Here is a 25,737-nt window from a genome sequence, read left to right as displayed (position 1 = left end):
ATGACAGTTCGTCGCCTCAACCCCGAACAGCCCGCGGATTTCGCGCTGACGCCCGAGAACCTCGAATGGGCGAACGCCCAGATCGCGAAGTATCCGGAGGGCCGGCAGGCCTCCGCCGTGATCCCGATCCTGTGGCGCGCTCAGGAACAGCATGACGGCTGGTTGCCGGAGCCCGCGATCCGCTACGTCGCCGATCTGCTTGGGATGCCCTATATCCGCGTGCTTGAGGTTGCGACCTTCTACACGATGTTCCAGCTCCAGCCCGTCGGCAAGAAGGCGCATGTGCAGGTCTGTGGAACCACGCCCTGCATGCTGCGCGGCTCCGAGGGGCTGATCAAGGTTTGCAAGAACAAGATCGCGGCCCACGCCCACGAGCTTTCCGAGGACGGAAATTTCTCCTGGGAAGAGGTCGAGTGCCTTGGCGCCTGTTCGAACGCCCCGATGGTCCAGATCTGGAAGGACACCTACGAGGATCTGACGCCGGAAGATTTCGAGAAGCTGCTTGACGATATCGCCGCGGGCAAGGACGTGGTGCCGGGCCCGGCGAATGGCCGTCGCTTCGCGGCGCCGCTGGAAGGCGCGACGACGCTTGACGAGATCAAGGACGACACCAAGGGCGGCGATCCGTTGCCTCATGTGGTGGAGGGCGCTACCGCCGCTTCTTTGGTGTTCGCTGGTGCGTCCATCAACGGCGGGCCGGGCGGAGCTCCGATGAACGGCGGCGTCGGCGTGGCGCGGGCGGAACCTGCGCCGAAGGCGGTGTCGAAGCCCGTAGCGGCGAAGAAGGCCGCTGCCGCGGCGAAGCCCGAACCTGTTGCGGACGGTGGGCAGGTCGCGCCGAAGACCCTCAAGTCACCGCGCAAGGGCGGCGCCGATGATCTCAAGAAGATCAAGGGCTTGGGGCCGAAAATTGAATCGACGCTGAATGAACTTGGCATCTTCCATTTCGACCAGATCGCTAGCTGGGGCGAGGCGGAGAAGGCCTGGGTCGACGACAAGCTGAAATTCCGCGGCCGGATCGATCGCGAGAATTGGGTTGAACAGGCCAAGACGCTAGCCGCTGGCGAGGAAACCGAATTCTCCAGGCGCGTAGACGCCGGCGATGTGCCGACGAGCAAGGGGTGAGACGATGCTGAAGGATCAAGACCGCATCTTCACCAATATCTACGGACTGCACGACTGGGGCCTGAAGGGCGCCATGCAGCGCGGTCAGTGGGATGGCACCAAGGGCATCCTGGAGAAGGGGCGCGACTGGATCATCGAGCAGATGAAGGCGTCCGGCCTGCGCGGCCGTGGCGGCGCCGGCTTCCCGACGGGGCTCAAGTGGTCGTTCATGCCGAAGGAAATCGGCGAGCGTCCGCACTACCTCGTCGTCAACGCCGATGAATCCGAGCCCGGCACCTGCAAGGATCGCGAGATCCTGCGCCATGATCCGCATCATCTTGTGGAAGGCTGTCTGATCGCCGGCTTCGCGATGGGCGCCCACACCGCCTACATCTATGTGCGCGGCGAGTTCATTCGCGAACGCGAGCGTCTGCAGGCGGCAATCGATCAGGCCTACGAGGCCAAGCTGATCGGGAAGAACAACAAGAACGGCTGGGACTTCGATATCTTCGTCCACCACGGCGCCGGCGCCTACATCTGCGGCGAGGAAACAGCGCTGCTGGAGAGCCTTGAAGGCAAGAAGGGCCAGCCTCGCCTGAAGCCGCCGTTCCCGGCGAATGTCGGTCTTTACGGCTGCCCGACGACGGTCAACAACGTGGAGTCGATCGCGGTCGCGCCGACGATCCTCCGCCGCGGGGCCTCCTGGTTCTCCGGTCTCGGCAAGCCGAACAACACCGGGACCAAGCTCTTCGCCATTTCGGGGCACGTCGAGCGTCCCTGCGTGGTGGAAGAGGAAATGGGCATTCCCTTCCGCGAGCTCGTTGAGAGGCATTGCGGCGGTATTCGCGGCGGGTGGGAGAACCTGAAGGCGATCATTCCGGGTGGATCTTCGGTGCCGCTGCTGCCGGCGTCCGAATGCGACGAACTCGACATGGATTTCGACACGCTGCGCGGCAAGCAGTCGGGCCTCGGCACGGCGGCGGTGATCGTGCTCGACAAGTCGGCCGACGTCATCAAGGCGATCGCGCGCATCTCCTACTTCTACAAGCACGAGAGCTGCGGCCAGTGCACGCCGTGCCGGGAAGGCACGGGCTGGATGTGGCGCGTGATGGAGCGAATGGTTCGCGGCGAGGCGCAAAAGAGCGAGATCGATACGCTCTTCAACGTGACCAAGCAGGTCGAAGGTCACACCATCTGCGCGCTCGGCGACGCGGCTGCCTGGCCGATCCAGGGCCTGATCCGGCACTTCCGCCCCGAGATCGAGCAGCGGATCGATGAATTCACGCGCAACGCACGGCCGGCGGAAACGCCTCAGGTCGCGGCCGAGTAGAGAAAACGGACGGAACCGGAGAAAAGTCGATGGCAAAACTCATCGTCGACGGCAAAGAGATCGAGGTCCCGGCCGAATACACGCTGCTTCAGGCGTGCGAAGAGGCTGGCGCCGAAGTGCCGCGTTTCTGCTTCCACGATCGCCTGTCGATCGCCGGCAACTGCCGCATGTGCCTGGTGGAAGTGAAGGGCGGGCCGCCGAAGCCGACCGCTTCCTGCGCCATGTCCGTGCGCGATCTGCGGCCCGGTCCCAATGGCGAACCGCCGGTCGTGGAGACCAAGTCGCCGATGGTCAAGAAGGCGCGCGAAGGCGTGATGGAGTTCCTGCTGATCAACCATCCGCTCGACTGCCCGATCTGTGATCAAGGCGGCGAGTGCGATCTGCAGGACCAGGCGATGGCTTACGGCATCGACGCCTCGCGCTTCCACGAGAACAAGCGCGCGGTTGAGGACAAGTACATCGGTCCGTTGGTGAAGACGATCATGACGCGGTGCATCCATTGCACGCGCTGCGTGCGCTTCACCACTGAAATCGCAGGCATTTCCGAGCTTGGCCTGATCGGCCGCGGCGAGGATGCCGAAATCACCACCTATCTGGAGGCCGCGCTTTCCTCCGAGCTCCAGGGCAATGTCATCGACCTTTGCCCGGTCGGCGCGCTTACCTCCAAGCCCTACGCCTTCAAGGCGCGGCCCTGGGAACTGACCAAGACAGAATCCATCGACGTTATGGACGCCGTCGGGTCCGCGATCCGGGTTGATACGCGCGGTCGCGAGGTTATGCGCGTGTTGCCGCGTCTCAACGAGGCGGTGAACGAGGAGTGGATCTCCGACAAGACGCGCTTCATCTTCGACGGTCTGAAGACCCAGCGTCTCGACCGGCCCTATGTGAAGGCCGACGGCAAGTTCAAGGCGGTCGACTGGAACACTGCGTTCGACGCCATCGCGGCAAAGTTGACAGCTGTCAACAGCCCCCGGGTGGGGGCCATCGCCGGCGATCTGGCGAGCGTTGAGGAAATGTTCGCGCTCAAGCAGCTGTTGACGAGCCTCGGCTCCGCCAACATGGACTGCCGGCAGGACGGGGCGGCGCTGGATCCCGCTTTCGGCCGTGCGTCCTACCTCTTCAATTCCACAATCGAGGGGATCGAGGACGCTGACGCGATCCTGATCATCGGCTCCAATCCCCGCAAGGAAGCCCCGGTTCTGAACGCGCGCATCCGCAAGCGCTGGCGGCGCGGCGATATCAAGGTCGGCGTTCTCGGCGAGCAGGCCGATCTTACCTACGCCTACGACTATCTCGGCGCGGGCCCTCAGGCGCTCAGTGATCTCCTCTCTGGCAAGATCGACTTCCTTGATGTCCTGAAGAAGGCCGAGCGCCCGTTGATTATCGTCGGGCAGGGGGCGCTGGCGCGCAAGGACGGCGCGGCTGTCCTCTCCAACGTTGCCAAGCTTGCCAAGGACGTCGGCGCTCTTTCCGACGACTGGAACGGCTTCAACGTGCTGCACACGGCGGCGGCCCGCGTCGGCGGCCTCGATATCGGCTTCGTGCCGGGTGAGGGCGGTCTTGGCACGGCGGAGATCATGCAGGCTGCCGGCAAGGGCGAGCTTGACGTGGTCTTCCTGCTGGGCGCCGACGAGATCGACATGAAGCAGTTCGGCGACGCCTTCGTGGTCTATATCGGCACTCATGGCGATGCCGGGGCGCACCGCGCGGACGTGATCCTGCCGGGAGCGGCCTACACCGAGAAGAACGGGCTCTTCGTCAACACCGAAGGCCGGGTCCAGGCGGCGCTGCGGGCGGCCTTTCCTCCGGGCGATGCCCGCGAGGACTGGGCAATCCTGCGTGCCCTGTCGGCGAAGCTCGGCAAGACGCTCGGCTACGACTCGCTGGCCGCGCTGCGCACGGTTCTCTTCGCGGAATTCCCGCACATGGCTGAGATCGACGAGATTGCACCTGGCAAGGCGGCGGATGTGGGCAAGATCAACGCTCGCGGCGCGCGGCTTGGCTCCGATCCGTTCATGTCGCCGGTGAAGGACTTCTATCTCACCAATCCGATCGCACGCGCCTCGGCCATCATGGCCGAATGCTCGGCGCTGGCAGCCGAACGCGCGCTCGACGCGGCCGAATGAGGGACGGATACCGGGTATGATCGATTTCTGGAACACATACGGGTTTCCCTTCGTCCTCATGGTGGCCGAGAGCCTGTTGCTGCTCGTCGTCCTGCTGGTGATCATCGCCTACGTGCTCTATGCCGACCGCAAGATCTGGGCGGCGGTGCAGATCCGTCGGGGGCCGAACGTCGTCGGTCCGTGGGGTCTGTTTCAGAGCTTCGCGGACCTTCTGAAGTTCGTGTTCAAGGAGCCGGTCATTCCGGCCGGAGCCAACAAGGGCGTGTTCCTTCTGGCACCGCTCCTTTCCGTGACGCTGGCGCTCGCCACATGGGCGGTCGTGCCGGTCGCCCACAACTGGGTGATCGCCGACATCAATGTCGGCATCCTGTACATCTTCGCCATATCCTCCCTGGAGGTTTACGGCGTGATCATGGGCGGCTGGGCGTCGAACTCGAAATACGCCTTCCTCGGCGCGCTGCGCTCGGCGGCCCAGATGGTGTCTTACGAGGTCTCCATCGGCTTCGTGATCGTCACGGTCCTGATGTGCGCGGGCACCTTGAACCTTTCGGGGATCGTCGAGGCGCAGCGGACCGGCGGGCTGGCGACCATGCTGGGCGTGCCCTGGCTGTCGTTCCTGAACTGGTACTGGCTGCCGCTCTTCCCGATGTTCGTGGTGTTCTTCATCTCTGCGCTGGCGGAGACGAACCGGCCGCCGTTCGATCTGCCGGAAGCGGAATCGGAACTCGTCGCCGGGTTCATGGTCGAATACGGCTCCACCCCGTACATGATGTTCATGCTCGGCGAATACGCGGCGATCTCGCTGATGTGCGCCATGACCACCATCCTGTTCATGGGTGGGTGGCTGCCGCCCTTCGACTTCGCGCCCTTCACCTGGGTGCCGGGCGTCGTGTGGTTCCTCATCAAGGCGCTGCTCGTGTTCTTCATGTTCGCGATGGTGAAGGCGATGGTGCCGCGCTACCGGTACGATCAGCTGATGCGGCTGGGCTGGAAGGTGTTTCTGCCGCTGTCGCTGGCGATGGTGTTCGTCGTGGCCCTTGTCCTGATGGTGATGGGCTGGGCGCCGAACTAGGAGGCTGGGATGGCTTTGTCGCTTGCGGGGATCGTCGGCGCGGCCATCGGGCTCTATCTGGGGTGGATCGACTACAAGCTCATGGCCGGATACGTCCGGGCAGGGGTTCGAAAAAGGAAACCGGGTCAGGCGGCCCCGATCGCCGACTGGCTCGAACGCAACACGGACCTTGTGCTCAAGGTTCTGTTTGTGATCGCGATGCTGGGCTTCCCGGTCATCGGCTACCTGGCGGGCGCATCGCTCGCCGGTTGAGAAGCTGAACCGATGCTGCCGGCAACGCGGCACAAAGAGTGAGGAAAGGCGCGGACATGAGACTGGACCAGGCCGCGAAGTCACTGTTCTTGAAGGAGTTCGTATCGGCCTTCTTCCTGGCGATGCGCTACTTCTTCAAGCCGAAGCCTACGATCAATTACCCCTTCGAGAAGGGGCCGGTGAGCCCGCGCTTCCGGGGCGAGCATGCGCTGCGCCGCTATCCGAGCGGCGAAGAGCGCTGCATCGCCTGCAAGTTGTGCGAGGCGATCTGTCCGGCTCAGGCGATCACCATCGAGGCGGGGCCCAAGCGCAACGACGGCACGCGGCGCACGACGCGCTACGACATCGACATGGTCAAGTGCATCTACTGCGGCTTCTGTCAGGAGGCCTGTCCGGTCGATGCGATCGTGGAAGGGCCGAACTTCGAATTCGCGACGGAAACGCGCGAGGAGCTCTACTACTCCAAGGAGCGGTTGCTGGAGAACGGCGATCGCTGGGAGCGGGAAATTGCCCGCAACATCGAAATGGATGCGCCCTACCGGTAAGGCGGGGCAAACGGCCGAACGGCCGAGGAGGGGCGGGGGTCCGCGAGCGACAAGAGGCTCGGACATCCGCAGACGAGACAAGGCCTACAGGGGCACACCGAGATGATCCTTCACGCATTCTTCTTCTACCTGTTTGCCGCGGTGACGGTCGCCTCGGCCTTCATGGTCATCTCCTCGCGCAATCCGGTGCATTCGGTGCTGTTCCTGATCCTGGCGTTCTTCAATTCCGCCGGGCTCTTCCTCATGCTCGGCGCGGAGTTTCTCGCGCTCATCCTGATCGTGGTCTACGTCGGCGCGGTCGCGGTGCTGTTCCTGTTCGTGGTGATGATGCTCGACGTCGATTTCGTCGAGCTGCGCCAGGGCTTCCTTCAGTACCTGCCGATCGGCGCGCTGGTGGGCATCATTCTTCTGATCGAGCTGCTGGTGGTGCTCGGCGGCTGGTCGATCTCGCCCGACATCATCGCGACGCCGACGACGCCGATCCCCGCACTTTCGGAACTCTCCAACACCGAGGCGATCGGGTCGGTTCTTTACACGCGCTACATCTTCTTCTTCCAGATCGCCGGGCTGGTGCTTCTGGTGGCGATGATCGGCGCCATCGTGCTCACGCTCAGGCACAAGGCCTATGCCAAGCGTCAGAACATTTCCGAGCAGGTCGGGCGCGATCCGAGCACCGCGATCGAGGTTCGCAAGGTCGAATCCGGCAAGGGCATCTGAGACATTCATGACATGCGGCGATCACGGTCGCCGGACACGAAGAAATCAAAGAGGGACGGATCACCGTCAGGGCGAAGACAATGGAAATCGGACTGTCACACTATCTTTCCGTTGCAGCGATCCTGTTCACGCTCGGCGTGTTCGGCATCTTCCTGAACCGCAAGAACGTCATCATCATCTTGATGTCTGTGGAACTGCTGCTTCTGGCCGTGAACCTCAACCTCGTGGCGTTCTCCCACTACCTGGGTGATCTGGTCGGCCAGATCTTCGCTCTTCTCGTGCTCACCGTTGCGGCTGCGGAAGCTGCAATCGGGCTTGCAATCCTCGTCGTGTTCTTCCGCAACCGCGGCTCCATCGCGGTGGAAGACATCAATGTGATGAAAGGCTGACGCGGCATGTACACGGCAATTGTCCTGCTGCCGCTCCTGGGCTTCCTGGTTGCGGGCATCTTCGGTCGGGTTATCGGCGCCAAGGCGTCGGAATACGTCACCAGCGGCTTCCTGATTATCGCGGCGGTCCTGTCCTGGGTCGCTTTCATCTCCGTCGGTCTGGGCGACGGCGAAACGCAGATCGTTCCGATCGCCACCTGGATCGTCTCCGGTGCGCTCGACGTGCAATGGGCCATCCGGGTCGACACGCTCACCGCCGTCATGCTGGTGGTCGTGAACACGGTGTCGGCGCTCGTGCATGTCTATTCGATCGGCTACATGCACCATGATCCGCATAAGTCGCGGTTCTTCGCCTATCTCTCGCTCTTCACCTTCGCCATGCTGACGCTGGTGACCGCCGACAATCTGGTTCAGATGTTCTTCGGCTGGGAAGGCGTCGGCCTTGCCTCCTACCTGCTGATCGGCTTCTGGTATCAGCGCCCGTCCGCGAATGCGGCTGCCATGAAGGCCTTCGTGGTCAACCGCATCGGCGACTTCGGCTTCCTGCTGGGCATCTTCGGCATCTACTATCTCTTCGACAGCGTCAATTTCGCGACGATCTTCGCCAACGCCCAAGGGTTCGTCGAAGGCGGTGCCGAGGGCGGCGAGACGGTGCTCACCTTCCTGGGGCACCCCTACGAGCCCGCGACGGCGATGACGGTCGTCTGCCTGTTGCTGTTCATGGGCGCCATGGGCAAGTCGGCGCAGTTCCTGTTGCACACCTGGCTGCCGGACGCCATGGAAGGCCCGACGCCGGTTTCCGCGCTGATCCATGCCGCCACCATGGTGACGGCCGGCGTGTTCATGGTGGCGCGCCTGTCGCCGCTGTTCGAACTGTCGCACACCGCGCTCACCTTCGTGACCTTCATCGGCGGGACCACGGCCTTCTTCGCGGCCACCATCGGCCTCGTGCAGACCGACATCAAGCGCGTCATCGCCTATTCGACCTGCTCTCAGCTCGGATACATGTTCGTGGCGCTCGGTGTCGGCGCCTATGGCGTCGGCGTCTTCCACCTCTTCACGCACGCCTTCTTCAAGGCGCTGCTGTTCCTGGGCGCGGGCTCGGTCATCCATGCCGTTTCCGACGAGCAGGACATGCGCAAGATGGGCGGCCTCAGGAAGCACATCCCGCTCACCTACTGGATGATGATCGTCGGCACGCTGGCGCTGACCGGCTTCCCGCTGACGGCCGGCTACTTCTCCAAGGACGCGATCATCGAAGCTGCCTTCGTCGGCGACAATCCGTTCGCCCAGTACGCCTTCTGGATGACGGTGATCGCGGCGCTGATGACGTCGTTCTACTCCTGGCGCCTCATTTTCCTCACCTTCCACGGCAAGCCGCGGGCCTCCGTCGACGTGATGAAGCACGTGCACGAGTCGCCCCCGATCATGACCGTCCCGCTTCTGGTGCTGGCTCTCGGCGCGCTCGTTGCCGGTATCGCCTTCTCCGGTGTGTTCGTCGGCCACGAGCAGGGTGAATTCTGGAAGTCTGCCCTGTTCATGTCGGCGGAAAACCACGTGCTTGAGGAAATGCATCACGTTCCGGCTTGGGTGAAGTGGTCGCCCTTCGTCATGATGGTGATCGGCCTCGTGGTCGCCTGGTACTTCTACATCAAGGCGCCGGATGCGCCGAAGCGGCTGGCTGCGCGCCACGAGGGGCTCTACAAGTTCCTGCTCAACAAGTGGTACTTCGACGAGCTCTACGATTTCCTGTTCGTGCGCCCGGCCCTGAAGCTCGGCCGGCTGCTGTGGAAGCGGGGTGACGGCACGGTCATCGATGGCTTCGGCCCCGACGGGATCTCGACACTGGTTCAGGACGTCACCGCCCGCGTGGTGCGTCTCCAGACCGGCTACATCTACCACTACGCCTTCGCCATGCTGATCGGCGTTGCGCTACTCGTTACCTGGACCATGTTCGCGGGCGGGGGAGCTCACTGATGAACGACTGGCCTCTGCTCACAATCGTCACGGTACTGCCGCTTGTAGGCGCGCTGTTCGTGCTCGTCGTCCAAGGGGAGGATGACGCCGCAAAGAACAACATGCGCATGGTGGCGCTGTTGACGACGGGCTTCACGTTCCTCGTCTCGCTGTTCATCTGGGCCGGCTTCGATCCCTCGAACCCCGGCTTCCAGATGGTCGACAGCGTCGACTGGCTCGACGGCAAGATAGGCTACAAGATGGGCGTCGACGGCATTTCCATGCTGTTCGTCATCCTCACGACCTTCCTCATGCCGTTCTGCATCCTGGCGAGCTGGAATTCCGTCCAGATGCGCGTGAAGGAATACATGATCGCCTTCCTCGTTCTGGAAGCCCTGATGATCGGCGTCTTCTGTGCGCTCGATCTGCTGGTCTTCTACGTCTTCTTCGAGGGCGGTCTCATTCCGATGTTCCTGATCATCGGTGTGTGGGGCGGCAAGCGGCGCGTCTATGCAAGCTTCAAGTTCTTCCTCTACACGCTGACCGGCTCGCTCCTGATGCTGGTCGCGATTCTGGCGATGTACTGGGACGCGGGCACGACGGACATCGAGGTGCTGATGACGCACCACTTCTCCGCCGAGATGCAGTTCTGGTTGTGGATCGCCTTCTTTGCCTCGTTTGCGGTCAAGATGCCGATGTGGCCGGTGCACACCTGGTTGCCGGATGCGCACGTGGAGGCCCCCACGGCGGGGTCCGTCATTCTGGCCGGCATTCTGCTGAAGATGGGCGGTTACGGTTTCCTCCGGTTCTCGCTGCCGATGTTCCCGCTCGCGTCTGAGTATTTCGCGCCCTTCGTCTTCACATTGTCGGTCGTCGCCATCGTCTACACCTCGTTCGTGGCGCTGGCGCAGGAAGACATGAAGAAGCTGATCGCCTATTCCTCCGTCGCCCACATGGGCTTCGTGACCATGGGCATCTTCACCATGACCACGCAGGGCGTGCAGGGTGGCATCTTCCAGATGCTCTCCCACGGCATCGTCTCCGGCGCGCTGTTCCTGTGCGTGGGCGTCATCTACGACCGGATGCATACCCGCGAGATCGCGGCCTATGGCGGCCTCGTCAACCGGATGCCCTGGTATGCAGTCGCCTTCATGATCTTCACCATGGCGAATGTCGGCCTGCCGGGCACGTCGGGGTTCGTCGGCGAATTCCTCACGATGATGGGTGCCTTCGAGACCAACACCTGGGTCGCGACGTTCGCTGCGACCGGCGTCATCCTGTCGGCGGCCTACGCACTCTTCCTTTATCGCCGGGTCATCTTCGGATCCCTGGAGAAGGAAAGCCTGAAGTCGATCCTTGACCTCTCCGCCCGGGAAAAGGTCATTCTGGTGCCGCTGATCGCGCTGACGATCCTGTTCGGCTTCTATCCGGCACCGATCCTCGACGTGACGGCCGCCTCGGTCGACCATCTGATCACCAACTACCACGCAGCGATTGAGACGGCCCAGAAGACCGCCGCGCTCGTCGTGGTGCAGTAGAGCAGACCCGCGATGCAGCCTGAGCTCACTCTCATGCCCGATCTGATGCCGGCGCTGCCGGAAATGTTCCTGGCCATCGGTGCCTTGGTCCTGCTGATGATCGGCGCTTTCGGCGGCGAGCGGGCGACGCCCGCCGTGACCGGAATGTCCGCGGCGCTGGTGGCGCTCGCCGCCCTTGTGCTGTTGTTCATGCCAGCCGAAGGGGCCACCTTCGGCGGCGCCTTCGTTCAGGACGCGTTCGCGCGCTACCTGAAGATACTCACGCTGATCGGTTCCGGCTTCGCCATCGCCATGTCGGTGGCCTACGGTCGGGCGGAAAAGTTCGAGCGGTTCGAGTATCCGGTTTTGATCGTGCTCGGCACGCTGGGGATGATGCTCATCATCTCGGCCAATGATCTGATCGCGGTCTATCTCGGCCTCGAACTCATGAGCCTCTCGCTCTATGTGGTGGCCTCGATCAATCGTGATTCCGTGCGCTCCACGGAGGCGGGCCTGAAGTATTTCGTCCTCGGTGCGCTTTCCTCCGGCATGCTGCTTTATGGCATGTCTCTGGTCTACGGATTCACCGGCCAGACGAGCTTTACCGCGATCGCGGAAACGCTGGCGCTGCATGGCGGCTCGCTCGGGCTGACCTTCGGCCTCGTTTTCATGCTCGCCGGTATGGTCTTCAAGATTTCCGCCGTTCCGTTCCACATGTGGACGCCGGATGTCTATGAAGGCGCGCCGACCCCGGTGACCGCCTATTTCGCGGCCGCGCCGAAGATCGCCGCCATGGCGATGATCACCCGTGTCGTCATCACCGCCTTTGAGCCGGTTGCGATGGAGTGGCAACAGGTCGTCGTCTTCGTCTCCATCGCTTCGATGGTGCTCGGTGCGTTTGCCGCGATCGGCCAGAAGAACATCAAGCGTCTGATGGCCTATTCCTCCATCGGTCATATGGGCTATGCGCTGGTCGGCCTTGTCGCCGGCAGCCAGGCGGGCGTGCGCGGTGTGATCGTCTACATGTCGATCTATCTGGCGATGACGCTCGGCACCTTCGCCTGCATCCTTGCGATGCGGCGCAAGGAAGGCATGGTGGAGGAGATCTCGGATCTTGCGGGCCTTTCCCGCACCAAGCCGATGATGGCGTTCCTGCTGGCGATGCTGATGTTCTCGCTGGCCGGCATTCCGCCGCTGGCAGGATTTTTCGGCAAGTTCTACGTGTTCCTCGCAGCGGTCGAGGCAGGGTTCTATGTCCTTGCGGTGATCGGTGTGCTGACGAGCGTCGTGAGCGCCTTCTACTATCTGCGCATCGTCAAGGTGATGTATTTCGACGAGCCGGCCGCGGGCTTCGTGCCCATGCCCGGCGAGCTGAAAGTGGTGCTCGGCCTTGCCGGCATCTTCGTCATCTTCTTCGTCGCTATTGCCGGTCCGCTCGTTGGTGCTGCGGGCACTGCCGCCAAGACCTTCTTCTGAGGTCGCATTGCCGAACGATGTGGACGTCATCGCTGCTGCGCCTGGCTTCAGGCGCAGACATGCGGAGGTGGTGGGCTCGACGAATGTAGAGGCCATCGAGGCGGCGAGGGCAGGGGATCCCGGCCGTATATGGTTCACGGCCTCGCGGCAGATGGCTGGCCGCGGACGCCGGGGGCGCACCTGGGTTTCCGAGGGTGGCAACCTCTACGCGTCGGTTCTGCTCATCGATCCCTGTCCGCCGCGTCGGCTCGGCGATCTTCCGATGCTGTGCTGCGTCGCGCTTGCGGATGCGGTGGAGGCTGCAACCGGGCGGCTCGGATGGGTGTCCATCAAGTGGCCCAACGATCTTCTGATCGAGGGCGCCAAGATCTCCGGTATCCTGCTTGAGTCGGAGACGATGGCTGACGGGCGCCTTGCGGTCGTCGCCGGGTTCGGCGTCAACTGCAGCCACCATCCCGGTTCGGCGCTTTATCCGACGATCGATCTGGCTGCGCTGGGATATCGCGTCGCGCCTGACACGATGTTGAGCTTTCTTGCCGCAGCGATGGCCTCGCGTCTGGACGAATGGCGTGCGGGTGAGGGCTTCGGCGCGATCAGGGCGTCTTGGTTGAAGCGTTGCGTCGGGCTCGGTGGTCCGGTAACAGTGCGCCTGCCGGACCGCGAGATCGAGGGCATTTTCAGGGCGCTCGACGAGGACGGCCAGCTTCTTCTGGAGACAAGCTCCGGTACGATGACGATTTCCGCCGGCGACGTGTTTTTCGACAACGCCTCGGGCCGAAACAAGGAGAGTACATGACCGATACTGCCGAACTGGTGTTCTGTCCGCTGGGCGGCGTCGGCGAGATCGGCATGAACATGGGGCTCTACGGCTTTGGTCCTGCCAAGTCGCGCACATGGCTGATGGTCGACTGCGGCGTCAGTTTCGCCGGACCCGATCTGCCGGGCGTCGATCTCGTCTTTCCCGATATCCGCTTCATCGAGGCGGAACGGAAGAATCTCGCCGGCATCGTCATCACGCATGCGCACGAGGATCATTACGGTGCGCTGATGGATCTCTGGCCGCGCCTCGAAGCGCCGCTTTACATGACCCCGTTCACCGCGGGCCTGCTTCAGGCCAAGGTTTACGGGCATGGCGGACTTAACATTCCGGTGAATGTGGTCGAGCAGGGGGCACGGCTGGAAATCGGCCCGTTCGACGTCGAACTCGTCGCCATGTCTCATTCCATTCCGGAGCCGACTGCGCTTGCAATCCGGACGAAGCTCGGTACGGTCCTGCATTCCGGCGACTGGAAGATCGACCCGCAGCCCGGCATCGGCAAGCCAATCGATCTGAAGCGGCTGGGTGAGATCGGCAGCGAAGGGGTGCTGGCGCTGGTAAGCGATTCCACCAACGCCGTTCGCGAGGGGGTGAGCCCGAGCGAAGCCGATGTCGCAAAGGCGCTGGCCGAGATCATCCGGGGCGCTCCGCACCGCGTGGCTGTGACGACCTTCGCTTCCAATGTGGCGCGGCTGAAGTCCGTGGCGCTGGCTGCGGAAGAATGCGACCGGGACGTTGTGGTGATCGGTCGTGCGATGAAGCGAACCCTCGATGTGGCGACGGAGCTCGGCTACATGGAGGGCGTCAAGCCGTTCCTCGACGAGGAGGCTTACGGTTACCTGCCGCGCGACAAGGTTCTGGCGCTGTGCACCGGCAGCCAGGGGGAGGCGCGGGCGGCGCTCGCCCGCATCGCAGGCGACGATCACCGTTCCATCACGCTCAACGCCGGCGACATGGTGATTTTTTCTTCCCGCACGATTCCGGGCAACGAGCGGGCGGTGAACGCGATCATCAACAGTCTGGTCTCCGAGGGCATCAACGTCGTTACCGACCGGGACGGGCTGGTGCACGTCTCCGGACATCCCCGGCTTGGCGAGATGCAGGAGCTTTACGGGCTCATCCGGCCGAAGATCGCGGTTCCCGTCCACGGCGAGCCCATGCATCTGGCCGCCCACGCGCGTTTCGCCCGCAAGCAGGGCGTGGAGAAGGTGCTCGTCGGCTACAACGGGACCATGCTGCGTCTCGCGCCAGGCAAGCCTGAGGCGATCGACGAGGTGCCGGCGGGTCGCCTCGTCAAGGACGGCAACATGCTTCTCGATCCGGAAGTCTCCGGCGTTGCGGAGCGTCGCCGGCTGAGCTTTGCAGGTGTTGTGATTGCCAGTGTGGTGCTGGATCGCTCCGGCAATTTCGTTGCAGATCCCGAAGCCGCCGTTCTGGGTCTGCCGGATGCAGACGGCGAGGGGGATGACTTCGAGGACATTGTCGTCGACGCCATCGAAGAGGCCGTGGAGAGCATTCCGCGCAAGCGCAGACGCGACCCGGAGCTTGTGCGCGAGGCGGCCCGCAGGGCGGCGCGCGCCGCAGTCCTTCAGCGCTGGGGCAAGAAGCCCGTGTGCAAGGTTCTTGTCAGCGTGATCGACTGATCCGCCGCATCGCCGACACTTCGACTTTCGCAGCAACATGCCCCCGCAGCACTCTCGTTCTCTTGAACCGCCGGTGCTGCGGGGGCATTGTCGTGCCGGGAGGGCGCGACAGGCCGCCTTTGCAATGGGAAATATCTGGGAGATTTGAAGAAGATGATCGGACGTCTCAATCACGTGGCAATCGCGGTTCCCGATCTTGAGGCGGCCACCGCCATCTATCGAGACACGCTGGGGGCCCACGTATCCCAGGCGACCCCCCAGCCGGACCACGGCGTCACCACAGTCTTCATCGAATTGCCCAACACCAAGATAGAGCTGCTGGAGCCGCTCGGTGAAAATTCTCCGATCGCGAAGTTTCTTGAGAAGAACCCGAATGGCGGCATGCATCATGTCTGCTACGAGGTGGACGATATCCTCTATGCGCGTGACCGCCTGGTGGAAAAAGGGGCGAGGGTGCTGGGGGATGGCGAACCGAAGATCGGCGCCCACGGCAAGCCGGTTCTCTTCCTTCACCCGAAGGATTTTGGCGGTACGTTGACGGAGCTCGAGCAGGCCTGAGGTCGGCACGCAATTCGGGGGAGGACGCGCGATGGGCTTCGTGAGCTGGCTCGCGATCTATTTCATTATCTGGTGGGTGGTGCTGTTTGCGGTGCTCCCCTTCGGCGTGCGGAGCCAGGAGGAGGCGGGCGACCGGATTGAACCAGGCTCCATGCCGGGGGCGCCGAGTCGTCCGCTGATGCTGCGCAAGGTGTTTGCCACGACGGTCGTCGCTGCGGTGGTGACGGCTGCCGTCTACTGGGTCATCACCTATTCCGGTCTGACGCTGGACGACATCCCGATGCCGGTTGGCTTCACGAGCGAAAGCTACAGCTGAGCGCCGGCCATCGCCGCGCGGCGGATTATCGCCGTAACCCTCCCCGCATTGTCGCAGTTGCGGCGCGCTCGGTGGAGGCGCGGTACCGGTGGCCCATCTGTCTGCCGGATTGGGGGCATGTCCTCCGGCCCTCGGCCGTCTTGCGACGCTGTATCTTTTTCATCCCACCCTTAATGATGGAAATTGCGCCCTGGCTTTGGGCTATGTCGCTGCCCCTTCTGGCGCGGCTGCATAAGGCTGCGCGAGAGTGAGCTGGTAAAAGCCCATTTCAAGCAAGAGATTCCCGAAAAAAGATGAAGTTGCCTGAGATGTGGGCAGCGCGCAGTCCGTCAGATCCGAGCCACACGCCGCCGCTCAATTTCTCAATCAATGTGAGTAAATATTCGAGGCAAAAAATAAGCAAGGCCGAAGCCTTGCTTATTTAAGTTCCGCGTCCAAAAACTCTCGTGCCTTGGATTTCCGAGTGTATCGGTTCCTTGGCGGCTGCAACCTCCGGATCTTTAGGATCCTTTTAGTGCGCCAGAGAGCTCTTCCTCCCAAGACTCAGACCGCGATGCCTCTTGTGGACCTTTCCCTCTAGGGGAGATCCTTATTGTGTGATCAACATAACGGAACGTCTCAGTGCTGTCACCTATTTGTGCGGGTGCTGCATAAAATTCATGCATCAGGCATCGTGATCATTTATCAGGCGGCAAAGGACCTTGGCGTGGCGGTCGGCGCGGGCTTTGAAAATCCGGGGCGTATTATCCCCGGCGGGGCTTGTGTTTTGGGCGGTCATGCGGTTTGACTGCCCGCCAGACTGCTGCGCGCAGAAATCCAGAACGAAGAGCCCAACGATGCGCCTTTCAAACTACTTCCTCCCCATCCTCAAGGAGGCTCCTCGCGAGGCGGAGATCGTCTCGCACCGCCTGATGCTGCGCGCCGGCATGATCCGCCAGCAGTCCGCCGGCATCTACGCCTGGCTGCCGCTTGGCTACAGGGTCTTGCGCAAGATCGAACAGATCGTGCGCGAGGAGCAGGATCGGGCCGGCGCGGTGGAGCTTCTGATGCCGACCATCCAGTCGGCGGATCTCTGGCGCGAGAGCGGCCGATACGATGCCTATGGCGCGGAGATGCTGCGCATCCAGGACCGTCACGAGCGCGAGATGCTCTACGGACCGACGAACGAGGAGATGATCACCGAGATCTTCCGCTCCTACGTCCGCTCCTACAAGGACCTGCCGCTGAACCTCTATCATATTCAGTGGAAGTTCCGTGACGAGCGCCGGCCTCGCTTCGGCGTCATGCGTGGGCGCGAGTTCCTGATGAAGGACGCCTATTCTTTCGATACGGACAAGGAAGCCGCGCGCCATGCCTACAACCGCATGTTCGTGGCCTACCTGCGCACCTATGCCCGCCTCGGCCTGAAGGCGATCCCGATGCGCGCCGATACGGGGCCGATCGGCGGCGACATGAGCCATGAGTTCATCATTCTCGCCTCGACAGGCGAAAGCCAGGTCTTCTGCCACAGGGATATGCTGGAGCTCGATGTTCCCGGCGAGGACACCGACTTCTCCAAGGATCTGACGCCGATCGTCGATGAATGGACGCGGGCCTACGCCGCGACCGACGAGATGCACGATGCGGCAGCCTTCGCCGAGATCCCGGAAGACAAGCAGGTCTCCGCGCGCGGCATCGAGGTCGGCCACATCTTCTATTTCGGTACGAAATACTCCGAGCCGATGGGCGCGAAGGTGGCCCTGCCCGACGGCGGCGATCTGCCCGTCCACATGGGCTCCTACGGCATCGGCGTCTCCCGCCTCGTCGGCGGCATCATCGAGGCCTGCCACGACGACGACGGCATCATCTGGCCGGATGCGGTCGCACCTTTCCAGGTCGGCCTGATCAACCTGAAGTCCGGCGACGCGGCGACCGACGCGGCGTGCGCTGATCTTTACGAGAAACTGAACCGGGCCGGCGTCGACGTTCTTTATGACGATACGGATGGGCGTGCCGGGGCGAAGTTCGCCACCATGGACCTGATCGGCCTGCCGTGGCAGCTCATCGTCGGCCCCAGAGGGCTGGCAACCGGCGAGGTCGAACTGAAGCGCCGCGCGACCGGCGAGCGTGAGACGCTGTCGATCGATGCCGCGCTTGCGCGACTGACCGGCGCACAAGGCTGAGACGTTTTCCGGTGGCCATTGCGGCCGCCGTCCTAAACCGGTCAACTTGATGCAGCACAAGGTGATTCCCTTGAGGTCGCCGCCTGTGGCGGTGCCCGGGGCGGCGATGGTAGACGGGAGCAGGGTATGAACGCGGCCACCGAGCCGAGCGCAACGAGGCCCTTTGCGGCCTTCGAGTGGATGCTGGCGGGGCGCTATCTGCGCGCCCGCCGGCGCGAGACCTTCATTTCCATCATAGCCGGCTTCTCCTTCATCGGAATCATGCTGGGCGTGGCGACACTGATCATCGTCATGGCGGTCATGAACGGCTTTCGCGGGGAGCTGATCTCCAAGATCCTGGGCATCAACGGCCATCTTCTCGTGCAGCCGATCGACAGTCCACTTGATGATTACGATGCGGTCGCCTCCAGGCTGGAGAGCGTGCCCGGCGTACGCTTCGCCATGCCGTTCGTCGAGGGGCAGGGGCTCGTCTCCGGCCCGGCTGGCGCCTTCGGCGCGCTCGTGCGCGGCGTGACGCAGCACGATCTCGATCGCCTGCCGCTCGTCTCGAGCAAGCTCGTCGCCGGCAGTCTCGACAATTTCGACAAGGCGGGGGGCATCGCCATCGGGTCCCGAATGGCCCGCTCCCTCGGCGTGGTGGTGGGCGATACGGTGACGCTCGTGACACCGCGCGGCAGCGTCACGCCCATGGGCGTCACCCCGCGCATCAAGGGTTACAAGGTGGTGGCGATTTTCGAGATCGGCATGTCGGAATATGACGGCACGATCGCTTTTCTGCCTTTCCCCGAAGCGCAACTCTATTTCAACATGGACGGACAGGCGACGGCGATCGATGTCTTCCTCAATGACCCCGATGCGATCTCCGGCATGCGGGACACGATCGAGGAAGCCGCCGGGCGGCCGTGCATTGTCACCGACTGGCGGCAGCGCAACACCACGTTCTTCTCCGCGTTGGAGGTGGAGCGGAACGTCATGTTCCTGATCCTCACGCTCATCGTGATCGTGGCGGCGCTGAACATCATTTCGGGCCTCACCATGCTGGTGAAGGACAAAAGCCACGACATCGCGATCTTGCGCACGATGGGGGCGACCCGCGGCGCGATCCTCCGGATCTTCATGATCACCGGCGCCAGCATCGGTACGTTCGGAACCCTGGCCGGGCTGCTGCTCGGGTGGATCGTCTGCCTGAACATCGAGAGCATCCGCCAGTTCATCTCCTGGCTGACGCGGACGGAACTCTTTTCGCCGGAACTCTATTTCCTGTCCAAGATGCCGGCGGACATGAACGCGGGCGAGACCACCTCCGTGGTGGTGATGGCGCTGGTGCTGTCGTTCCTCGCCACGCTCTATCCCGCATGGCGGGCGGCCCGTCTCGATCCGGTGGAGGCTCTGCGCTACGAATGACAGCATCCGCTTCCACTCAGAACTCCGCCGAGGCCTCAATGTCCAACGGGACTTCGGACGCGGCGCTGGCGCTCATCGATGTCGGTCGGCGCTATCGCGAAGGCGAAAGGACTCTGGAGATCCTCTCCGGGGCAAATCTCCGGCTGCGGGCCGGCGAGACGGTGGCGCTGGTCGCCCCGTCCGGGGCCGGAAAGTCGACGCTGCTTCATATCGCGGGGCTTCTCGACCGGCCCGACGAGGGCGAGGTCTACGTCGGCGGGCGCGCCTGCTCCAAGCTGTCGGAGGATGCCCGCACCCGCATTCGCCGGCTCGATATCGGCTTCGTCTACCAGTTCCATCACCTGCTGCCGGAGTTCACGGCGCTTGAGAACATCGCCATGCCGCAGATGATCCGGGGCCTTTCGAAGGCGGAGGCCGCCAGCCGGGCGCTTCAGCTTCTCAAGTACATGAAGCTGGAGGCGCGTGCCGACCATCGACCCTCGGAGCTTTCCGGCGGCGAACAGCAGCGCGTGGCCATCGCCCGCGCCGTCGCCAATGCCCCACGGGTGTTGCTGGCGGACGAGCCGACCGGCAATCTCGATCCGGAGACGGCGTCCTATGTCTTCGAGGCCTTGGCGAGCCTGGTACGGGCCAGCGGCCTGGCGGCGCTGTTTGCCACCCACAACATGGAACTGGCAAACCTGATGGATCGCCGGATCACCCTGTCGAAGGGCAAGATCGTCGAACTCTGACCTGTCGGCGCGCCCGGTACGGGCTGGCTGCACCCGCGGCCGCTCCTCGATAGTGGGGCGCGCCTTTCGCTGCCCTCGGGCAGGCCCGCGTCGTGGTTCCGCCTGGCGCTTGCTGCCACACCGTTACCTTATTTTGCAGTGCAACATCGCTTCTGAAGGGCGACTGTGCAATGTGGGATGGGATCTCGATGGCGGACAGACAAAGAGCGGAACTGGTCGGACTGGTTCTGCAGGGCGGAGGCGCCCTTGGCGCCTATCAGGCCGGGGCCTATGAGGGCTTGATGAAGGCGGGCTGGGCGCCGGACTGGGTTGCCGGCATCTCCATCGGCGCGATCAACGCGGCAATCATCGCGGGCAATCCGCCAGAGACCCGCATCGAGCAGCTTTCCCGGTTCTGGAACCGGCTGTCCGGCAATCTGATGGCGGTTCCGCCGGAAGGGACCGATTACCGCTCCTGGTTCAACGAAGCCAGCGCCGCGATGACGACCGCCTTCGGTTTGCCGGGGTTTTTCCGTCCGCGGCTTCTGTCGCCGGTTCTCAGTCCGAGGGGATCCTGCAACGCGATCTCCTTTTATGACACGGAGCCATTGCGGGAGACGCTGCTCGAACTCGTCGATTTCGATCTCCTGAATTCGGGCTCGGTGCGCCTCAGCGTCGGTGCCGTCAATGTAACCAGCGGCAATTTCGTCTATTTCGATACCGACCGCATGGTCGTGACTGTCGATCACATCATGGCGAGCGGCGCGCTGCCTCCCGGCTTTCCGCCGGTGGAGATCGAAGGTCAGGTCTACTGGGATGGCGGGCTCGTCTCCAACACGCCGTTGCAATACGTCCTGGATGGCACCGGTCCGGAAGAGGACATGCTGCTGTTCCAGATCGATCTCTTCGATGCGCGCGGGGCGGTGCCGCAAACGATCTGGGATGTGGAACATCGGGTCAAGGATATCCGTTACTCCTCCCGGACCCGCCTCAATACGGATCGGTTTCGGGAGTTGCAGCAGATGCGAAGAGCTGCAAGCCGTCTCTATGACAAGTTGCCGGAAGATCTGAAGCAGGATGCTGACGCCCTATATCTGAAGCAGGGTGGGAGCGATGTGGACGTGACGGTGGTGCACCTGATCCACCGTCTGGCGCCTTACACCAAACAATCCAAGGATTACGAATTCTCCCGGGCTTCGGTCGAGGAGCATTGGAGGGCGGGAGCCAACGATGTGTCGCGCACACTGCGACATCCCAAATGGCTTTCCCGAGGCAAGCCGAAAGACGGCATCGCGGTCTTCGATCTGGCGCGGGACGCATGAGGAAACTGATGCGCAGGGCATGCGTGCCCCTCGATACGTAGTCCCATCTCCCGGTAGCGCACCGTCGGGCCGGTCCGGTTTTCCGACGGCTCGCGCCATCGGTTTTCTAAACCGTCGCGGCCCGCGTTAATGGCCAGTTTACCTACATAGTCCTCCGGAATTGCGGGGACGAATAAAATCTTGCAGGACGAACAAAAATAGAACAAAGTGTGATCAAACAGTGGTTATCCTGTGGAGAGACAGATGCTTCAGATCGCTCGCGATATGGTCGCCTTTGGTGTTCTCGTCCTTTTCGGGCTTTCGTTCTCAATCTGGATCGACGTTTTGGCGCAGATCGGCTGAATTCCGGGCAGGCGGTAACGGGCTGCGGGCCTGCGGCTGTGCATAGCGGGAAGAGATCTGGATGTTGCCCTCGACACCGCCCGCCGCTCGCGGAACACTGGAAAAGGATTCGTAGTCGCTTCTGGGGCGCTTCCGACCTGTCGGGCCTTGCACACACCGGTTTGCGTTGAGGTTGGCTTGGCGCGGTTTGCCGCATGCGCGGGGGGCGGGGCCTGAGACGTTGAGTGCGTATCCATGTCCGGCGAATACGCCGGGCCTCGAGGTCCGGAGCGCACCGGGGCGGGATCATCTTGGCCCGTCCGCCGGGAATATGGTCCGGGCGTTGCTTTGGGGCGCCTTCCTGTGATCCGGGCCGACATGCCCGCGAAGGCTGCTCTGTCCGATCTACGGGAAATCGCCTCATGGCCGATGTCGGCTTCGTTCACCTGCGCGTTCATTCCGCCTTTTCTCTGCTTGAGGGCGCGCTGCCGATCCCGAAACTGATCAAGCTTGCCCAAGCCGATGCCCAGCCAGCGCTCGCCATAACCGACAGCGGCAATCTCTTCGGTGCCCTGGAATTTTCGGAAAAGGCGTCCGGTTCCGGCGTTCAGCCGATCATCGGTTGCCAGCTTGCCGTCGACTGGGGCGATGACGGCGATCATCGCAAGGCAGGCGACGCCTATCCCGAGATTGTACTGCTGTCGGCCGATGATGACGGCTTTGCGCGGCTTGTCGAGCTGGTCAGCCACTCCTTCATCGATACCGAAACCGGCATCCGTCCACATGTGCCGGCGGAGCTTCTGGCCTCGCATTCGAGCGGTCTGATCGCCCTTTCCGGTGGCGTCGGCGGACCGCTTGGTCGCGCGATCATGGCCGGGCAGGAAGATGTCGCGCGGGCACGCCTGAGGCGCATGAAGGAAATGTTCGGCGACCGGCTCTACGTCGAGCTTCAGCGCCACGGAATGGCGGAGGAGCGTCAGTGCGAAGGAGCGTTCGTCGAGTTCGCCTATGACGAGTCTCTTCCTCTCGTCGCAACCAACGAACCCTTCTTCCCCACCGCCGACGACTATGAAGCCCATGATGCGCTGATCTGCATTTCGGAAGGCCGCGTCATCATTGAGGACGATCGCCGGCACCTTTCGCCGGAGCATTATTTCAAGTCGCGCGCGGAAATGGTCGAGCTGTTCGCTGATCTGCCTGAGGCGACGGAAAACACGGTCGAAATCGCGCGACGCTGCCATGTGCGCGTGCCCAAGCGTCCGCCGCTGCTGCCGCGCTTCGCCGGTGCCGACGCCGATCCGGAAGAGGCGGAACAGGCGGAGGCGGACGAACTCGCCCGCCAGGCGCGGGAGGGGCTTGAAAGGCGGCTCGCCGCGCACGGGCTTGCGCCGGGGCATGAACATGAGGACTACGAGAAGCGCCTCGATTTCGAGCTCGGCATCATCACCTCGATGAAGTTCCCGGGCTACTTCCTTATCGTTGCGGACTTCATCAAATGGGCCAAGGCCCACGGCATCCCCGTCGGGCCGGGCCGCGGATCGGGCGCCGGTTCGCTTGTGGCGTGGTCACTCACCATCACCGACCTTGATCCCATCCGCTTCAATCTGCTGTTCGAACGCTTTCTCAACCCCGAACGCGTGTCGATGCCGGACTTCGATATCGACTTCTGCCAGGACCGCCGTGAAGAGGTGATCCGCTATGTGCAGGAGAAGTATGGGCGCGGGCAGGTGGCGCAGATCATCACCTTCGGTACGCTGCAGGCCCGCGTCGTGCTGCGCGATGTCGGCCGCGTGCTGCAGATGCCCTATGGCCAGGTCGACCGGCTGTGCAAGCTCGTGCCGCAGAACCCGGCCAATCCCGTCACGCTGAAACAGGCGATCGAGGAAGAGCCGCGCCTGCAGCAGGCGGCGCAGGACGAGGAAATCGTCAACAAGCTCCTCACCATCGGCCAGAAACTGGAGGGGCTGTACCGGCATGCCTCCACGCATGCCGCCGGTGTCGTGATCGGCGACAGGCCGCTGGAGCAGCTCGTCCCGCTCTACCGCGATCCGCGCTCCGACATGCCGGTCACCCAGTTCAACATGAAGTGGGTGGAAAAGACCGGCCTCATCAAGTTCGACTTTCTCGGACTGAAGACGCTCACGGTGCTGTCGACGGGCGTCAAGCTGATTGCGCGGCGCGGCATCGAGGTGGATCTGTCCACCATCCCGCTCGACGATCCTCCGACCTACAAGCTTCTGACGAACGGTGAGACCGTCGGTGTCTTCCAGCTGGAAAGTGCCGGCATGCGCCGTGCCATCGCGGGTATGAAGCCCGACCGGTTCGAGGACATCATCGCCCTCGTGGCGCTCTATCGTCCGGGCCCGATGGATAACATCCCCACCTACAACAAGCGAAAGCATGGTGAGGAAGAGCCGGACTTCATGCATCCCAAGCTGGAGCCGATCCTCAAGGAAACCCACGGCATCATCATCTACCAGGAGCAGGTGATGCAGCTGGCGCAGATCCTCGCCGGCTATTCGCTCGGCGACGCCGACCTGCTGCGCCGCGCCATGGGCAAGAAGATCGCGGCCGAAATGGAGGTCCAGCGCTCCCGCTTCGTCGAGGGGGCGGCCAAGAACGGGGTCGCCGCCTCGCAGGCCAAGACGATCTTCGATCTCGTCGCCAAGTTCGCGAATTACGGCTTCAACAAGTCGCACGCCGCCGCCTACGCGCTTGTCGCCTACCAGACCGCCTGGATGAAGGCGAACCATCCGGTCGAGTTCCTGGCCGCGCTGATGACGCTCGACATGGGCAATACCGACAAGCTCAACGATTTCCGTCGTGAGGCCCAGCGCATGGGCATCGATGTCGTCTCGCCCGATATCAATCGCTCCTGCCACTATTTCGACGTGCAGGACGGGGCGATCATCTATTCGCTGGCCGCCATCAAGGGCGTCGGCGGCCATGTGGTCGAGCATATCGAGAACGTCCGCGAGGCCGGCGGTCCGTTCCGCGACATCGGCGATTTCGCGCGCCGCATCAGCCCCAAGCAGATGAACAAGCGCACGCTGGAAAGCCTGATCGCCGCCGGCAGCTTCGATTGTCTCGACAAGGACAGGGCCAAGCTCATGGCCGGGATCGACCGCATCATGGGCGAGGCGCAGCGCGCGGAGGAGAACGCGAGTTCGGGACAGGGCGACATCTTCGGCATGGGCGCGCCCGAGCCCCTGCGTCTGTCGCGGGTGGAGCCGTGGCTTCCGGAAGAAAAGCTCGCGCGGGAACACGCCGCCGTCGGGTTCTATCTGTCCGCGCATCCGCTCGATCAGTATCGCGGCGTGATGGATCGCATGCGGGTGCAGATGTGGGCGGATTTCGAAGCCTCGGTGAAGCGCGGCGCCGCCGCCGGGCGGCTGGCCGGAACGGTCACATCGCGTCAGGAGCGCAAGACCAAGACGGGCAACAAGATGGGAATTGTCCGCGTCTCCGATCCCACCGGCCAGTACGAGGCCGTCCTGTTCTCGGAAGGACTGGCGCAGTTCCGCGATCTTCTGGAGGTGGGCCGGTCGGTCGTGCTGATCGTTGCCGCGGAGGTGAAGGAGGAGGGGATCGGCGTGCGCATCCAGTCGGTGGAGCCGCTTGAGGTGGTCGCCAACCGCATCCACAAGAGCCTCAAGATCTTCCTGCGCGACGACACGCCCGTGGAGAGCCTGAGACGATATCTTTCCCATCGCGGCGACAGCGATGTCTCGGTCGTCTGCCTGCTTGAGGACGGTGCGCGCGAGGTCGAGGTACAGCTTCCCGGCCGCTACCAGATTTCACCCCAGGTCGCCAGCGCACTGAAGTCGATCAAGGGCGTGGTGCAGGTGGAGATGGCCTGAGTTCGCGGCCTTTGCGTCGTCTTGATCCGGTTTCTTCCCTGCTTCGTGCCATTGATGCCTTGAAACGGTTCTCCGCGCGCACTATAAGGCGCCCATTCCACACGCGGAGCAGGGCGGCGCGACTGCGCCTCTGTCCATCC

The 25,737-nt window shown here is 63.1% G+C and carries 20 protein-coding genes; all 20 read left to right on the top strand.

Annotation, left to right across the window (positions count from 1 at the left end):
* The 20 genes from nuoE (at position 1) to dnaE (ending at position 25,597) form a co-directional block, all read left to right on the top strand.
* The gene (gene nuoE / locus V2L18_RS13060) at positions 1 to 1,125 is read left to right on the top strand and encodes an NADH-quinone oxidoreductase subunit NuoE (RefSeq protein WP_336178697.1); all 1,125 of its coding nucleotides are present in this window, start codon (positions 1 to 3) and stop codon (positions 1,123 to 1,125) included.
* Between the two features lie 4 nt (positions 1,126 to 1,129).
* Complete coding sequence (gene nuoF / locus V2L18_RS13055; RefSeq protein ID WP_336178696.1) at positions 1,130 to 2,434, top strand: NADH-quinone oxidoreductase subunit NuoF; 1,305 nt, start codon at positions 1,130 to 1,132, stop codon at positions 2,432 to 2,434.
* A 29-nt stretch (positions 2,435 to 2,463) separates the two neighbouring features.
* Positions 2,464 to 4,560 (top strand): NADH-quinone oxidoreductase subunit NuoG, encoded by a 2,097-nt coding sequence (gene nuoG / locus V2L18_RS13050; protein ID WP_336178695.1) that lies wholly within the window; start codon positions 2,464 to 2,466, stop codon positions 4,558 to 4,560.
* A 16-nt stretch (positions 4,561 to 4,576) separates the two neighbouring features.
* The gene (gene nuoH / locus V2L18_RS13045) at positions 4,577 to 5,632 is read left to right on the top strand and encodes an NADH-quinone oxidoreductase subunit NuoH (protein WP_336178694.1); all 1,056 of its coding nucleotides are present in this window, start codon (positions 4,577 to 4,579) and stop codon (positions 5,630 to 5,632) included.
* A 9-nt stretch (positions 5,633 to 5,641) separates the two neighbouring features.
* On the top strand, positions 5,642 to 5,884 hold the full coding sequence (locus tag V2L18_RS13040) for a hypothetical protein (RefSeq protein WP_336178693.1): 243 nt from the start codon (positions 5,642 to 5,644) through the stop codon (positions 5,882 to 5,884).
* Between the two features lie 56 nt (positions 5,885 to 5,940).
* Positions 5,941 to 6,429: an NADH-quinone oxidoreductase subunit NuoI gene (gene nuoI / locus V2L18_RS13035; RefSeq protein ID WP_336178692.1), complete on the top strand. Its 489-nt coding sequence runs from the start codon at positions 5,941 to 5,943 to the stop codon at positions 6,427 to 6,429.
* A 102-nt stretch (positions 6,430 to 6,531) separates the two neighbouring features.
* Positions 6,532 to 7,146, top strand: coding sequence for an NADH-quinone oxidoreductase subunit J (locus V2L18_RS13030; RefSeq protein WP_336178691.1), 615 nt, complete (start codon positions 6,532 to 6,534; stop codon positions 7,144 to 7,146).
* A gap of 80 nt (positions 7,147 to 7,226) precedes the next feature.
* Positions 7,227 to 7,535, top strand: coding sequence for an NADH-quinone oxidoreductase subunit NuoK (gene nuoK / locus V2L18_RS13025; RefSeq protein ID WP_336178690.1), 309 nt, complete (start codon positions 7,227 to 7,229; stop codon positions 7,533 to 7,535).
* A 6-nt stretch (positions 7,536 to 7,541) separates the two neighbouring features.
* Complete coding sequence (gene nuoL / locus V2L18_RS13020; protein WP_336178689.1) at positions 7,542 to 9,512, top strand: NADH-quinone oxidoreductase subunit L; 1,971 nt, start codon at positions 7,542 to 7,544, stop codon at positions 9,510 to 9,512.
* The gene (locus V2L18_RS13015; protein WP_336178688.1) at positions 9,512 to 11,029 is read left to right on the top strand and encodes an NADH-quinone oxidoreductase subunit M; all 1,518 of its coding nucleotides are present in this window, start codon (positions 9,512 to 9,514) and stop codon (positions 11,027 to 11,029) included. The genes nuoL and V2L18_RS13015 overlap by 1 nt, the downstream gene beginning before the upstream one ends.
* Before the next feature lie 12 nt (positions 11,030 to 11,041).
* A complete protein-coding gene (gene nuoN / locus V2L18_RS13010) occupies positions 11,042 to 12,484 on the top strand; it encodes an NADH-quinone oxidoreductase subunit NuoN (protein WP_336178687.1) in 1,443 nt (480 codons plus the stop codon).
* A gap of 19 nt (positions 12,485 to 12,503) precedes the next feature.
* Positions 12,504 to 13,280 carry a biotin--[acetyl-CoA-carboxylase] ligase gene (locus V2L18_RS13005; RefSeq protein ID WP_336178735.1) on the top strand — a complete coding sequence of 259 codons (777 nt, stop codon included), beginning with the start codon at positions 12,504 to 12,506 and terminating at the stop codon, positions 13,278 to 13,280.
* Positions 13,277 to 14,944 carry a ribonuclease J gene (locus V2L18_RS13000; protein WP_336178686.1) on the top strand — a complete coding sequence of 556 codons (1,668 nt, stop codon included), beginning with the start codon at positions 13,277 to 13,279 and terminating at the stop codon, positions 14,942 to 14,944. Before V2L18_RS13005 ends, V2L18_RS13000 begins: the two co-directional genes overlap by 4 nt.
* Positions 14,945 to 15,097: 153 nt before the next feature.
* Entirely contained in the window at positions 15,098 to 15,502 is a 405-nt protein-coding gene (gene mce / locus V2L18_RS12995) for a methylmalonyl-CoA epimerase (protein ID WP_336178685.1), read from the top strand.
* A 31-nt stretch (positions 15,503 to 15,533) separates the two neighbouring features.
* Complete coding sequence (locus V2L18_RS12990) at positions 15,534 to 15,818, top strand: DUF1467 family protein (protein WP_336178684.1); 285 nt, start codon at positions 15,534 to 15,536, stop codon at positions 15,816 to 15,818.
* A gap of 836 nt (positions 15,819 to 16,654) precedes the next feature.
* Positions 16,655 to 17,980, top strand: coding sequence for a proline--tRNA ligase (gene proS, locus V2L18_RS12985; RefSeq protein WP_336178683.1), 1,326 nt, complete (start codon positions 16,655 to 16,657; stop codon positions 17,978 to 17,980).
* A gap of 126 nt (positions 17,981 to 18,106) precedes the next feature.
* Complete coding sequence (locus V2L18_RS12980) at positions 18,107 to 19,384, top strand: lipoprotein-releasing ABC transporter permease subunit (RefSeq protein ID WP_336178682.1); 1,278 nt, start codon at positions 18,107 to 18,109, stop codon at positions 19,382 to 19,384.
* A gap of 38 nt (positions 19,385 to 19,422) precedes the next feature.
* Positions 19,423 to 20,115 carry an ABC transporter ATP-binding protein gene (locus tag V2L18_RS12975; protein WP_336178681.1) on the top strand — a complete coding sequence of 231 codons (693 nt, stop codon included), beginning with the start codon at positions 19,423 to 19,425 and terminating at the stop codon, positions 20,113 to 20,115.
* 188 nt (positions 20,116 to 20,303) lie between these two features.
* Complete coding sequence (locus tag V2L18_RS12970; RefSeq protein ID WP_336178680.1) at positions 20,304 to 21,416, top strand: patatin-like phospholipase family protein; 1,113 nt, start codon at positions 20,304 to 20,306, stop codon at positions 21,414 to 21,416.
* 743 nt (positions 21,417 to 22,159) lie between these two features.
* Positions 22,160 to 25,597, top strand: coding sequence for a DNA polymerase III subunit alpha (gene dnaE / locus V2L18_RS12965; protein WP_336178679.1), 3,438 nt, complete (start codon positions 22,160 to 22,162; stop codon positions 25,595 to 25,597).
* The last annotated feature ends 140 nt before the right edge of the window (positions 25,598 to 25,737 follow it).

This window comes from Breoghania sp. JC706, assembly GCF_037026715.1.
In the GTDB taxonomy this organism is placed as follows: domain Bacteria; phylum Pseudomonadota; class Alphaproteobacteria; order Rhizobiales; family Stappiaceae; genus Breoghania.
The sequence above is the reverse complement of the archived record's forward strand: the minus strand, read 5'-3'. Positions and strand labels throughout refer to the sequence as shown.

What these genes read in the sequence shown, in the direction of transcription:
- V2L18_RS12990 (WP_336178684.1), top strand. Translation starts at nt 15,534, where the DNA reads ATGGGCTTCGTGAGCTGGCTCGCGATCTATTTCATTATCTGGTGGGTG.
- V2L18_RS12970 (WP_336178680.1), top strand. Translation starts at nt 20,304, where the DNA reads ATGGCGGACAGACAAAGAGCGGAACTGGTCGGACTGGTTCTGCAGGGC.
- nuoI (WP_336178692.1), top strand. Translation starts at nt 5,941, where the DNA reads ATGAGACTGGACCAGGCCGCGAAGTCACTGTTCTTGAAGGAGTTCGTA.
- nuoE (WP_336178697.1), top strand. Translation starts at nt 1, where the DNA reads ATGACAGTTCGTCGCCTCAACCCCGAACAGCCCGCGGATTTCGCGCTG.
- dnaE (WP_336178679.1), top strand. Translation starts at nt 22,160, where the DNA reads ATGGCCGATGTCGGCTTCGTTCACCTGCGCGTTCATTCCGCCTTTTCT.
- nuoH (WP_336178694.1), top strand. Translation starts at nt 4,577, where the DNA reads ATGATCGATTTCTGGAACACATACGGGTTTCCCTTCGTCCTCATGGTG.
- V2L18_RS12975 (WP_336178681.1), top strand. Translation starts at nt 19,423, where the DNA reads ATGTCCAACGGGACTTCGGACGCGGCGCTGGCGCTCATCGATGTCGGT.
- V2L18_RS12980 (WP_336178682.1), top strand. Translation starts at nt 18,107, where the DNA reads ATGAACGCGGCCACCGAGCCGAGCGCAACGAGGCCCTTTGCGGCCTTC.
- nuoG (WP_336178695.1), top strand. Translation starts at nt 2,464, where the DNA reads ATGGCAAAACTCATCGTCGACGGCAAAGAGATCGAGGTCCCGGCCGAA.
- nuoN (WP_336178687.1), top strand. Translation starts at nt 11,042, where the DNA reads ATGCAGCCTGAGCTCACTCTCATGCCCGATCTGATGCCGGCGCTGCCG.
- nuoF (WP_336178696.1), top strand. Translation starts at nt 1,130, where the DNA reads ATGCTGAAGGATCAAGACCGCATCTTCACCAATATCTACGGACTGCAC.
- V2L18_RS13015 (WP_336178688.1), top strand. Translation starts at nt 9,512, where the DNA reads ATGAACGACTGGCCTCTGCTCACAATCGTCACGGTACTGCCGCTTGTA.
- nuoL (WP_336178689.1), top strand. Translation starts at nt 7,542, where the DNA reads ATGTACACGGCAATTGTCCTGCTGCCGCTCCTGGGCTTCCTGGTTGCG.
- V2L18_RS13030 (WP_336178691.1), top strand. Translation starts at nt 6,532, where the DNA reads ATGATCCTTCACGCATTCTTCTTCTACCTGTTTGCCGCGGTGACGGTC.
- mce (WP_336178685.1), top strand. Translation starts at nt 15,098, where the DNA reads ATGATCGGACGTCTCAATCACGTGGCAATCGCGGTTCCCGATCTTGAG.
- V2L18_RS13040 (WP_336178693.1), top strand. Translation starts at nt 5,642, where the DNA reads ATGGCTTTGTCGCTTGCGGGGATCGTCGGCGCGGCCATCGGGCTCTAT.
- V2L18_RS13000 (WP_336178686.1), top strand. Translation starts at nt 13,277, where the DNA reads ATGACCGATACTGCCGAACTGGTGTTCTGTCCGCTGGGCGGCGTCGGC.
- proS (WP_336178683.1), top strand. Translation starts at nt 16,655, where the DNA reads ATGCGCCTTTCAAACTACTTCCTCCCCATCCTCAAGGAGGCTCCTCGC.
- nuoK (WP_336178690.1), top strand. Translation starts at nt 7,227, where the DNA reads ATGGAAATCGGACTGTCACACTATCTTTCCGTTGCAGCGATCCTGTTC.